Annotated in this window: 8 protein-coding genes; 3 read left to right on the top strand and 5 right to left on the bottom strand. The window is 56.2% G+C overall.

From position 1 onward, the window contains the following. Window positions 1–72: 72 nt before the first annotated feature. The 5 genes from ahr to pepA form a co-directional block, all read right to left on the bottom strand. Window positions 73–1,092, bottom strand: coding sequence for an NADPH-dependent aldehyde reductase Ahr (ahr, locus tag AC3WOK_RS13175; protein ID WP_032650403.1), 1,020 nt, complete (start codon window positions 1,090–1,092; stop codon window positions 73–75). A gap of 83 nt (window positions 1,093–1,175) precedes the next feature. Continuing rightward, window positions 1,176–1,679, bottom strand: coding sequence for a GNAT family N-acetyltransferase (locus tag AC3WOK_RS13170; RefSeq protein WP_059312161.1), 504 nt, complete (start codon window positions 1,677–1,679; stop codon window positions 1,176–1,178). A gap of 123 nt (window positions 1,680–1,802) precedes the next feature. Next, window positions 1,803–4,658 carry a valine--tRNA ligase gene (locus tag AC3WOK_RS13165; protein WP_492354637.1) on the bottom strand — a complete coding sequence of 952 codons (2,856 nt, stop codon included), beginning with the start codon at window positions 4,656–4,658 and terminating at the stop codon, window positions 1,803–1,805. After that, window positions 4,658–5,101 carry a DNA polymerase III subunit chi gene (gene holC / locus AC3WOK_RS13160; RefSeq protein ID WP_008502815.1) on the bottom strand — a complete coding sequence of 148 codons (444 nt, stop codon included), beginning with the start codon at window positions 5,099–5,101 and terminating at the stop codon, window positions 4,658–4,660. Before holC ends, AC3WOK_RS13165 begins: the two co-directional genes overlap by 1 nt. Before the next feature lie 118 nt (window positions 5,102–5,219). Beyond that, a complete protein-coding gene (gene pepA, locus AC3WOK_RS13155; RefSeq protein ID WP_023309366.1) occupies window positions 5,220–6,731 on the bottom strand; it encodes a leucyl aminopeptidase in 1,512 nt (503 codons plus the stop codon). Between the two features lie 266 nt (window positions 6,732–6,997). Here pepA and lptF point away from each other — a divergent pair, with 266 nt between their 5' ends. The 3 genes from lptF to arcB all read left to right on the top strand — a co-directional run bounded on the left by lptF (window position 6,998) and on the right by arcB (window position 11,649). After that, window positions 6,998–8,098, top strand: coding sequence for an LPS export ABC transporter permease LptF (gene lptF, locus AC3WOK_RS13150; protein WP_047347688.1), 1,101 nt, complete (start codon window positions 6,998–7,000; stop codon window positions 8,096–8,098). Further along, on the top strand, window positions 8,098–9,180 hold the full coding sequence (gene lptG, locus AC3WOK_RS13145) for an LPS export ABC transporter permease LptG (protein ID WP_059312163.1): 1,083 nt from the start codon (window positions 8,098–8,100) through the stop codon (window positions 9,178–9,180). Before lptF ends, lptG begins: the two co-directional genes overlap by 1 nt. Window positions 9,181–9,315: 135 nt before the next feature. After that, window positions 9,316–11,649 carry an aerobic respiration two-component sensor histidine kinase ArcB gene (gene arcB, locus AC3WOK_RS13140; protein WP_492354636.1) on the top strand — a complete coding sequence of 778 codons (2,334 nt, stop codon included), beginning with the start codon at window positions 9,316–9,318 and terminating at the stop codon, window positions 11,647–11,649. Window positions 11,650–11,814: the final 165 nt, after the last annotated feature.

Here is an 11,814-nt window from a genome sequence, read left to right as displayed (position 1 = left end):
TGTTTGCGCCCTCTCCCCGTGGGAGAGGGTTGGGGTGAGGCACCAGGCCGCACATACCCCGGCAATCTCACATCAAAAATCCGCTTTCAACACCACGCGATAACGGGCTTTGCCGTCGCGCACGTGCTGGATGGCTTCGTTGATTTTCGACATCGGGTACAGTTCGGTGGTCGGTGCCACTTTCGTGCGTCCAGCAAACTTCATCAGTTTGCGCAACTCGAACGGCGTGCCGGTCGCAGAGCCGGATACGCTGCGATCCCCGCCGATCAGGGTAAACGCCGGAACCGGCAGCGGCTTCATCACGGCACCCACGGTGTGGAAGTTACCGCCGTAGGCCAGCGCTTCAAAGTACGGCTGCCAGTTGAGATCGACGTTGACGGTGTTAATGATCAGGTCAAACTGACCCGCCAGCGCGTTCAGGGCTTCCGGATCGCGGCTGTTCACGACTTTATCCGCGCCCATCGCCAGAACTTCTTTCTCTTTCGCCGGGTTCGAGCTGAACGCCGTCACTTCACAGCCCATCGCGTGCAGCAGTTTGATGGCAATATGCCCCAGGCCGCCAATACCGATGACGCCCACGCGGCTGGTGGCGGTAATATGGTGCATCAGCAGCGGTTTGAAGACGGTAATACCGCCGCACAGCAGCGGACCGGCAGACTCAATATCAATGCTGTCCGGCAGAGGAATGACCCATTGCCAGTCGGCGCGCAGCTTATCGGCAAAACCGCCTTTGTTCAGAATAGTGGGAACGGCGCCTTCGAGGCAGTTGATCTGGTTGCCGCTGATACAGGCGTCGCAGTGGCCGCAGCTGCGTGCCGTCCAGCCAATGCCCACGCGCTGGCCGACCTTCAGCCCTTTGTCCTGCGCGGCGCTACCGAGCGCAACGACGCGGCCAATGACCTCGTGCCCGGCAATCAGTGGATAGCTTGAAAAGCCCCATTCGTTGTCGATCATCGAGAGATCCGAGTGGCAGATCCCGCAGTAATCAACCTGTACTTCGACGTCTTCTGCTTTTAGTTCGCCCGCATCGTATTCGTACAGCTCAAGTTCTGCACCCGCCTGCGGTGCGGCGTAGCTTTTTATCTTCGACATCGTGTTTCCCCCGTTGTGGTGTGAACTGAGAGTGTAGAGCATTCAGTTCAGCGCCGCTTAACAGAAGGGGGCAGCAAAGATAGTTACAGAATTTTCAGCATCCTGACTTCGCAATCAACGTGGCCGGTACAGCCCAGCGGTGCATCAATATGCTCAAAGCCCAGATGTTCATACAGGCCGATGGCCTCTTTGAGGAAAGCGGTAGTTTCGAGGTAACAGCGTTTAAAACCCTGAGTGCGCGCGTGGTCCAGAGCCACCAGTGCCAGCTTTTTCGCCAGACCTTGCCCGCGCGCCGCTGGCAGGAAATACATTTTCTGCAGTTCACAGATATCCGGCTCGCTGCAGCTGAGTGGCGCTACGCCGCCGCCGCCTACAACCTGGCCGTTCTGTTCAATTATCCAGTAGGCATGGCCCGGCTGGCTGTACAGCTGGAACAGCTCGTCGAGATTTGGGTCGGCAACCGTATAGCCTTTGTCAGCCGTCAGGCCATATTCGGCAGAAACCGTACGGATAACGGCGGCGATAGCCGGGTTGTCCTGCACAGCGATCCGACGCATCGTTGTCGCGACGGGGGTAATCACGCTCATAGCATTACTCATTACAAAAATTGACACACAACTGCTGTTAATAGCACCGCAGAAAAAGGAGTGCAAGCGAGGAGTTTTCAGGAAGGGTACCCCTTACGCCCTGAAGCGTAAGGGGTAATAGCATTACAGGGCTGCAATAACCGCCTGCTGCTCAATCAGCTTGGTCTTCGCATCGGCGAAGGCAACCAGACGCTCACGCTCTTTCGCGATGACCGCTTCCGGCGCACGGGCGACAAAGCCTTCGTTCGCCAGTTTGCTTTCGATTTTGCCGATTTCCACGTCGACTTTCGCCACTTCTTTCGCCAGACGAGCCAGCTCGGCGTCTTTGTCGATGAGACCCGCCATCGGGATCAGCAGTTCGGCGCCGTCGATGATTTTGGTCACGGAAACCGGACCTTTGTCATCAGCAGGCAGCACGGTGATGCTTTCCAGACGCGCCATGGTTTTCAGGAAGGTGTTGTTCTCGGTGACGCGACGAACAGCCGCTTCGCTGCAGCCGCGCAGCAGCAGCTCCAGTGGTTTGCCCGGGGCGATATTCATTTCAGCACGGATGTTACGTACCGCAACGATCGCCTGTTTCAGCCACTCGGTATCCGCTGATGCGGCTTCATCAACCTTAGCAGCATCGAATTCCGGGAACGGCTGCAGCATGATGGTGTCTGCGTTGATGCCCGCAATCACCTTCACGCGCTGCCAGATGGTTTCGGTGATGAATGGAATGACCGGATGCGCCAGGCGCAGCAGACCTTCCAGAACGGTAATCAGCGTGTTGCGCGTGCCGCGCAGCTCTGCTTCAGAACCGCCGTTCATCACCGGCTTCGCCAGCTCCAGATACCAGTCACAGAACTGGTTCCAGGTGAATTCGTACAGGATGCCCGCGGCGATATCAAAGCGGTAGCTGTCCAGCGCGTCGCGGAACGCTTTCACCGTCTGGTTGAATTCCGCCAGGATCCAGCGGTCCGCCAGTGAGAGAGTCATCTCGCCGCCGTTGAAGCCGCAGTCCTGATCTTCCGTGTTCATCAGCACAAAGCGGCTGGCGTTCCACAGCTTGTTACAGAAGTTGCGGTAACCTTCCAGACGCTTCATATCCCAGTTAATGTCGCGGCCGGTAGAGGCCAGCGCCGCCAGGGTGAAACGCAGGGCGTCGGTACCGTGAGACTCAATCCCGTTCGGGAACTGCTTCTCGGTGCGCTTGCGGATTTTCTCAGCCAGCTGCGGCTGCATCATGTTGCCGGTACGTTTTTCCAGCAGGTCTTCCAGAGCGATACCGTCAACCATATCCAGTGGGTCAATCACGTTGCCCTTGGACTTGGACATCTTCTGGCCTTCATCGTCGCGGATCAGACCGGTCATGTAGACGGTATGGAACGGAACCTGCGGCTTGCCGTCTTCGTCTTTGATGAAGTGCATGGTCATCATGATCATGCGGGCAATCCAGAAGAAGATAATGTCGAAGCCGGACACCATCACGCTGGTTGGGTGGAACTGACGCAGCGCGTCGGTGTTTTCTGGCCAGCCGAGGGTGGAGAAGGTCCACAGCGCGGAGGAGAACCAGGTATCCAGCACGTCTTCATCCTGACGCAGGGCAACATCCGCGCCCAGGTTGTTTTCCTGACGGACTTCGTCTTCGGTGCGGCCAACGTAGACATTGCCTTCGTTGTCATACCATGCCGGGATGCGGTGACCCCACCACAGCTGACGGGAGATACACCAGTCCTGAATATCGCGCATCCAGGAGAAGTACATGTTTTCGTACTGCTTCGGCACGAACTGGATGCTGCCGTTCTCAACCGCTTCAACAGCCGGTTTCGCCAGCACGTCGGCACGCACGTACCACTGGTCGGTCAGCATTGGCTCGATAACCACGCCGCCACGGTCGCCGTACGGCACGGTCAGATCGTGAGGTTTTATCTCTTCCAGCAGGCCGAGCGCGTCGACGGCAGCCACAATCGCTTTACGCGCGGCAAAACGTTCCAGCTTCTGGAATTCAGCCGGGATGTCGCTGGAGTAAACGTCAGACTCTTCGCCTTTGGTGTCGTACACTTCTGCGCTTTCGCGGATATCGCCGTCGAAGGTCAGAATGTTGATCATCGGCAGGGCGTGACGACGGCCGACTTCGTAGTCGTTGAAGTCGTGCGCCGGGGTGATTTTTACGCAGCCGGTGCCTTTTTCCATGTCGGCGTGTTCGTCGCCCACAATCGGAATACGGCGGTTTACCAGCGGTAGCACCACGAATTTGCCGATCAGATCTTTATAACGTGGATCTTCCGGGTTAACGGCTACGCCGGTATCGCCCAGCAGGGTTTCCGGACGGGTGGTCGCGACCACCAGGTAATCTTTACCGTCGGCGGTTTTTGCGCCGTCGGCCAGCGGATAGCGGATGTGCCACATGGAGCCTTTAGACTCGCGGTTTTCCACTTCCAGATCGGAGATTGCGGTACGCAGTTTCGGGTCCCAGTTTACCAGGCGCTTGCCGCGGTAAATCAGGTCTTCTTTGTAGAGGCGGACGAAGACTTCTTTAACGGCGTTGGACAGGCCTTCATCCATGGTGAAGCGCTCGCGCTCCCAGTCAACGGAGTTGCCGAGGCGGCGCATCTGACGGGTAATGGTGCCGCCTGATTCCGCTTTCCACTGCCAGATTTTGTCGATGAACGCGTCGCGACCGTAGTCGTGGCGGGTTTTCCCTTCTTCAGCGGCAATTTTACGTTCAACCACCATCTGGGTCGCGATACCCGCGTGGTCAGTCCCCGCCTGCCACAGGGTGTTTTTACCCTGCATGCGCTGGTAGCGGATCATGGTGTCCATGATGGTCTGCTGGAAAGCATGACCCATATGCAAACTGCCGGTGACGTTCGGCGGCGGGATCATGATGCAGAAGGACTCTTTGCTTTCGTCGCCGTTAGGCTTGAAATAGCCCTGCTGTTCCCAGTGCTCGTAAAGCGGCTGTTCGATATCGCGTGGGTTATATGTCTTTTCCATTATTTCCAGGTTGCCGTATTCAGGTTAAAACCAGCCAGGCGGTACGCTTTATAGCGTTCGCGCGCCAGTTGTTTCAAAGATTCTTCGTAAGGGACAAAGTCTACCACTTCTGTGAAAGCGGTGGCAAAATCTGCAAAATCTATCCGCAGGCTAATCAGAATATCGCGCGCGCTGCTGTTGCGCTTTTGCGGCCAGGCAATTTCAACCGGTGCGCCGCCGCGTGGACCTTCGCCTGACAGGTTATGCGGCACAAAACTCTCCGGCGGGCGCGCCCACAGCGCTTCGTCAAGACGAATCGCCTGCTGTTCATCTTCACAGGCAATCAGAACGCGTTTACCTGCGCGCCAACGTTCTGCGGCAATTTCACAGACCAGCTGTTCTACGGCGCTGAGGCCATCCTGGTGGGTGTCGTTGTCCAGAAGGTAGAACGTTGCATTCTTCATATATGGGGCTTCTTAGTTTGGATTCAAATGCAAAGCCGGGTGGCGCTTCGCCTTACCCGGCCTACGGTTGAATGACGTTGTAGGCCGGGTAAGGCGAAGCGCCACCCGGCATTTTATATCATTCGTCGCCGTTAAAACCCGCGCGGTTCAGCAGGAACTGCGACAGCAGCGCGACCGGACGACCGGTTGCGCCTTTGGCCTTACCGGAGCGCCATGCGGTGCCCGCGATATCCAGGTGCGCCCAGTTGTACTTGCGGGTGAAGCGCGCCAGGAAGCAGCCCGCGGTGATCGCACCACCGGGACGTCCGCCGATGTTCGCCATATCCGCAAAGTTAGATTCCAGCTGATCCTGATACTCGTCACCCAGCGGCAGACGCCATGCGCGGTCGCCGGCCTGCTCCGAGGCGCCGATAAGCTCGTGCGCCAGCGGATTGTGGTTCGACATCAGGCCGGTGATGTGGTGGCCCAGCGCAATCACGCAGGCGCCGGTGAGCGTGGCGACGTCAATCACCGCTTCCGGCTCGAAGCGTTCCACGTAGGTCAGTACGTCACAGAGTACCAGACGGCCTTCGGCGTCGGTGTTCAACACTTCAACCGTCTGCCCGGACATGGTGGTCAGGACGTCACCCGGACGATAAGCGCGACCGCCAGGCATGTTTTCGCAGCCTGCCAGCACGCCAATCACGTTAATCGGCAGCTGAAGCTCCGCCACCATGCGCATCACGCCATAAACTGCCGCTGCGCCGCACATGTCGTACTTCATCTCGTCCATGCCTTCGGCAGGCTTGATGGAGATACCGCCGGAGTCGAAGGTCAGGCCTTTACCGACAAGCACGATAGGGCGCGCGTCTTCGGACGGATTGCCTTTGTACTCAATGACGGACATCAGGGATTCGTTCTGAGAGCCGTTACCGACCGCCAGATAAGAGTGCATCCCCAGCTCTTTCATCTGCTGTTCGCCGATGACGCGGGTAATGACATTCTTGCTGTAGGCATCGGCCAGCTGACGCGCTTGCGAGGCCAGGTACGCGGCGTTACAGATGTTAGGCGGCATGTTGCCGAGATCTTTGGCGGCTTTAATGCCGGCAGCAATCGCCAGACCGTGCTGGATGGCGCGCTCGCCGCTGGTCAGTTCACGGCGCGTTGGCACGTTAAAGACCATTTTCCGCAGTGGACGACGCGGCTCGCTTTTATTGGTCTTCAGCTGATCGAAGCTGTACAGGCTCTCTTTTGCCGTTTCGACCGCCTGGCGCACTTTCCAGTAGGTGTTACGCCCCTTAACGTGCAGCTCTGTCAGGAAGCAGACGGCCTCCATTGAACCGGTGTCATTCAGCGTATTAATCGTTTTCTGAATCACCTGCTTATACTGACGTTCATCCAGCTCGCGTTCTTTGCCGCAGCCAATCAGCAGAATACGTTCTGACAGTACGTTCGGAACATGGTGCAGTAACAGCGTCTGCCCAGGTTTGCCTTCCAGTTCGCCACGGCGCAGCAGGGCGCTAATATAGCCGTCACTGATTTTATCGAGTTGTTCGGCGATCGGGGAGAGTCGGCGTGGTTCAAAGACGCCCACAACGATGCAGGCACTCCGCTGTTTCTCCGGGCTACCGCTTTTTACACTGAACTCCATGCACTACGCTCCTGAATCTTAAAGACAACGGCGGCTGCTACGGATAGAATTGAAACCTTTCGTAACTCATGTCCGCTGTTGTGGTGACTTCGTGTTAATCTTACGTTACTACGGTTTCGACACGTCAGAAAAAGTCCTGAAGCGTGAATCCGCCGGATGTTTTAATCTTAGCGATGATTTCGACGACTCAAGAGAATAAATGACGTTTAAGCCATGAAACAAGCGATTTTCCAGCAAAGAGACGGGTTTTTACGGGCGTATTTAAAGTGATAATCATAAGATATCTGGTGCGGGAGACGCTCAAGAGCCAACTGGCGATCCTCTTCATCCTGCTGCTGATTTTTTTCTGTCAGAAGCTGGTTAAGATCCTCGGTGCGGCCGTTGACGGCGAAATTCCAACGAATCTGGTGCTTTCCCTGCTTGGTTTAGGGATCCCGGAAATGGCGCAGCTTATCCTGCCGCTTAGTCTTTTCCTTGGCCTGCTCATGACGCTTGGGAAGCTCTACACCGAGAGTGAAATCACGGTGATGCATGCCTGTGGCCTGAGTAAAGCCGTACTGGTGAAAGCCGCCATGATACTGGCGCTGTTCACGGGTATTGTTGCGGCGGTGAATGTGATGTGGGCAGGCCCCATGTCTTCCCGTCACCAGGACGAAGTGCTGGCCGAAGCGAAAGCAAACCCCGGCATGGCGGCGTTAGCCCAGGGACAGTTCCAGCAGGCGACCGACGGAAACTCCGTGCTGTTTATTGAGAGCGTTGATGGCAGTAAATTTAACGACGTATTCCTGGCGCAGCTGCGGACTAAAGGTAACGCGCGTCCATCAGTGGTCATTGCTGACTCTGGTCAACTTGCGCAGCGCAAAGACGGTTCGCAGATCGTGACGCTGAATAAAGGCACCCGCTTCGAAGGCACCGCGATGCTGCGTGACTTCCGCATTACGGACTTCCAGAACTACCAGGCCATTATCGGGCATCAGGCTGTGGCGCTCGATCCAACGGATACCGAGCAAATGGACATGCGTACCCTGTGGAATACCGATACCGACAGAGCGCGCGCTGAGTTCCACTGGCGTATTACTCTCGTCTTCACCGTGTTTATGATGGCGCTGATTGTTGTTCCGCTGAGCGTGGTGAACCCGCGTCAGGGACGCGTGCTCTCTATGCTGCCGGCGATGCTGCTTTACCTGATCTACTTCCTGCTGCAAACCTCGATTCGCTCCAACGGCGCGAAGGGCAAGCTGGATCCTATGGTCTGGACATGGTTCGTCAACAGCCTGTACATCCTGCTGGCGCTGGGATTAAACCTGTGGGATACGGTGCCTGTGCGCCGCATACGTGCCCGATTCTCGCGTAAAGGAGCCATCTAATGCAGGCGTTTGGCGTTCTCGATCGCTATATCGGTAAAACCATTTTTACCACCATCATGATGACGTTGTTCATGCTGGTGTCGCTCTCCGGCATTATCAAATTTGTCGATCAGCTGAAAAAAGCCGGGCAGGGGAGCTACGACGCGCTGGGCGCGGGGATGTATACCCTGCTCAGCGTGCCGAAAGACGTGCAGATCTTCTTCCCGATGGCGGCCCTGCTGGGTGCGCTGCTGGGGCTGGGTATGCTGGCGCAGCGCAGCGAGCTGGTCGTTATGCAGGCATCGGGCTTTACCCGAATGCAGGTCGCGCTGTCGGTCATGAAAACCGCAATCCCGCTGGTGCTGTTGACCATGGCGATTGGCGAGTGGGTCGCGCCGCAGGGCGAACAGACGGCGCGTAACTACCGCGCTCAGGCGATGTACGGCGGTTCTCTGCTGTCCACTCAGCAAGGGTTATGGGCGAAAGATGGCAAAAGCTTCGTCTACATCGAACGTGTAAAAGGCAACGATGAGCTAGGCGGCGTCAGTATCTACTCTTTCAACGATCAGCGCCGATTGCAGTCCGTCAGACACGCCTCTTCGGCGAAGTTTGACCCTGAACATAAGCAGTGGCGTTTGTCACAGGTTGATGAGTCTGACCTGACAGATCCAAAACAGATCACCGGTTCTCAGACGGTGACCGGTACGTGGAAGACCAACCTCACGCCCGATAAGCTCGGGGTCGTGGCGCTGGATCCTGACGCGCTCTCAATCAGTGGTTTACACAACTATGTGAAATACCTGAAGTCGAGCGGGCAGGATGCCGGGCGTTATCAGCTCAACATGTGGAGCAAAATCTTCCAGCCGATGTCCGTGGCGGTGATGATGCTGATGGCGCTGTCGTTTATCTTCGGCCCGTTGCGCAGTGTGCCGATGGGGGTACGCGTCGTGACCGGTATCAGCTTCGGTTTTGTCTTCTACGTGCTCGATCAGATCTTTGGTCCACTGACGCTGGTTTATGGCATTCCGCCGATTATTGGTGCGCTGTTGCCAAGCGCCAGCTTCCTCCTGATCAGCCTCTGGCTGCTGCTGAAGCGCTCCTGATTGACCTCTCCTCGCTTCCGGTTCGCCGGGAGCGAGGCTAATCTCCTGTTTCACCCCGCACTTTTTCTCAGAACCTTCAACGTCCCGCCGCGAATTTGAGTATTATTGAGCGATAAAGTCGTGAAGGGATCCTCTATGAAGCAAATTCGAATGCTTGCCCAGTATTACGTCGACCTGATGATGAAGCTTGGGCTGGTGCGTTTCTCCATGCTGCTTGCGCTGGCGCTGGTCGTTCTGGCCATTGTCGTGCAAATGGCCGTCACCATGGTGCTGCACGGTCAGGTCGAGAGTATCGACGTCATCCGATCTATCTTCTTTGGCTTACTCATAACCCCCTGGGCGGTCTATTTCCTTTCCGTGGTGGTTGAACAGCTGGAGGAATCCCGTCAGCGTCTGTCAAAACTGGTTGATAAGCTGGAGGAGATGCGCGAGCGCGACCTGAAGCTCAACGTCCAGCTCAAAGACAACATTGCGCAGCTTAATCAGGAGATTTCAGATCGCGAGAAGGCGGAGGCCGAACGTCAGGCCACGCTGGAGCAGCTGAAAATCGAAATGAAAGAGCGCGAGGTCACGCAGATCCAGCTTGAGCAGCAATCCTCTTTCCTGCGTTCGTTCCTTGATGCTTCGCCGGATCTGGTGTTCTACCGCAATGAAGATAAAGAGTTTTCCGGCTGTAACCGGGCGATGGAGCTGCTCACCGGGAAAAGCGAGAAGCAGCTGATTCACCTGAAGCCGCAGGACGTTTACTCCGAAGAAGCGGCCGCCAAGGTCATGGAGACGGACGAAAAAGTATTCCGCCATAACGTCTCGCTGACCTATGAACAGTGGCTGGATTACCCGGACGGACGCAAAGCCTGCTTCGAGATCCGTAAGGTGCCCTACTATGACCGCGTCGGGAAACGCCACGGCCTGATGGGCTTTGGGCGCGATATCACCGAGCGTAAGCGCTATCAGGATGCCCTGGAGCGCGCCAGCCGCGACAAGACCACATTCATCTCGACCATCAGCCACGAACTGCGTACGCCGCTTAATGGCATTGTCGGGCTGAGCCGTATTCTGTTGGACACCGACCTGACCGCGGAGCAGGAAAAATACCTCAAAACGATCCATGTCTCGGCGGTCACGCTGGGCAATATCTTCAACGATATTATTGATATGGATAAAATGGAACGCCGGAAGGTTCAGCTTGATAACCAGCCGGTTGATTTCACCAGCTTCCTTGCCGATCTGGAAAACCTGTCCGGCCTGCAGGCACAGCAGAAGGGGCTGAGCTTTGTCATGGATCCCACCCTGCCGCTGCCGCATAAAGTGGTGACTGATGGTACGCGGCTGCGTCAGATCCTCTGGAACCTGATCAGCAACGCGGTGAAATTTACCCAGAAGGGGCAGGTGACGGTGCGTATCCGCTTTGACGAAGGGGATATGCTGCACTTCGAGGTGGAAGATTCCGGGATGGGTATTCCGCAGGAGGAGCAGGACAAGATTTTCGCGATGTACTACCAGGTGAAGGACAGCAACGGCGGTAAACCCGCCACCGGTACAGGCATTGGCCTGGCGGTGTCTAAGCGGCTGGCGAAGAGCATGGGTGGCGATATCACCGTTATCAGCCAGCCGGGCAAAGGATCGACCTTCACGCTGACGGTCCATGCGCCGGCGGTGGCTGAAGAGGTTGAAGACACCTTTGATAACGACGACATGCCGCTGCCAGCGCTGCACGTCCTGCTGGTGGAAGATATTGAGCTTAACGTGATTGTGGCGCGCTCTGTGCTGGAAAAATTGGGCAACAGCGTTGATGTCGCGATGACGGGTAAAGCCGCTCTGGAGATGTTTAAACCGGACGAATACGACCTCGTTCTGCTGGATATTCAATTACCGGATATGACCGGGCTGGATATCTCCCGTGAACTGACGCGTCAGTACGCGGCCGATGAACTGCCGCCGCTGGTTGCGCTGACGGCGAACGTACTGAAAGATAAAAAAGAGTATCTCGATGCCGGTATGGACGATGTACTCAGCAAGCCGCTGGCGGTGCCTGCTCTGACCGCCATGATTAAGAAGTTCTGGGATACCCATGATGAAGAGGAGAGCACCATGACGTCTGTTGATAGCGCGAAAGCCCAAACGATACTTGATACGGGAATGCTTGAGCAGTACATCGATCTGGTTGGTCCAAAACTGATTACCGACGGTCTGGCGGTGTTTGAAAAAATGATGCCTGGCTATCTGAGCGTGCTGGAATCAAACCTGACCGCCCGCGACCAGAAGGGCATCGTCGAAGAAGGACATAAAATCAAAGGCGCAGCCGGCTCGGTCGGCTTACGCCACCTGCAGCAGCTGGGTCAACAGATTCAGTCGCCTGATTTACCTGCATGGGAAGATAACGTGGGTGATTGGGTGGAAGAGATGAAACAAGAGTGGCAAAACGATGTTGCGGTGCTTAAAGCCTGGGTCGAAGCCAGAAAAAAATGACCCCGGCTTAACCGGGGTGCGCGAATACTGCGCCAACACCAGGGAAATCGTGGCTGCGCCTGTTTTTTAAAGTTATTTTCGAATCGGCGCCGCCTGAAAAATTTAGGCCGCACGCAGATAAGATAGCAAATCTTAAATGGTTTGTTACATGAATCAGTGAAATGT

The organism is Enterobacter sp. FW301-JW81 (assembly GCF_058788735.1).
This window is presented reverse-complemented; position numbering and strand designations above follow the sequence as displayed.

Excerpts from the sequence above, each read along its gene's own strand:
- holC (WP_008502815.1), bottom strand. The coding sequence starts at position 5,101 with ATGAAGAATGCAACGTTCTACCTTCTGGACAACGACACCCACCAGGAT.
- AC3WOK_RS13170 (WP_059312161.1), bottom strand. The coding sequence starts at position 1,679 with ATGAGCGTGATTACCCCCGTCGCGACAACGATGCGTCGGATCGCTGTG.
- pepA (WP_023309366.1), bottom strand. The coding sequence starts at position 6,731 with ATGGAGTTCAGTGTAAAAAGCGGTAGCCCGGAGAAACAGCGGAGTGCC.
- ahr (WP_032650403.1), bottom strand. The coding sequence starts at position 1,092 with ATGTCGAAGATAAAAAGCTACGCCGCACCGCAGGCGGGTGCAGAACTT.
- lptG (WP_059312163.1), top strand. The coding sequence starts at position 8,098 with ATGCAGGCGTTTGGCGTTCTCGATCGCTATATCGGTAAAACCATTTTT.
- arcB (WP_492354636.1), top strand. The coding sequence starts at position 9,316 with ATGAAGCAAATTCGAATGCTTGCCCAGTATTACGTCGACCTGATGATG.
- AC3WOK_RS13165 (WP_492354637.1), bottom strand. The coding sequence starts at position 4,658 with ATGGAAAAGACATATAACCCACGCGATATCGAACAGCCGCTTTACGAG.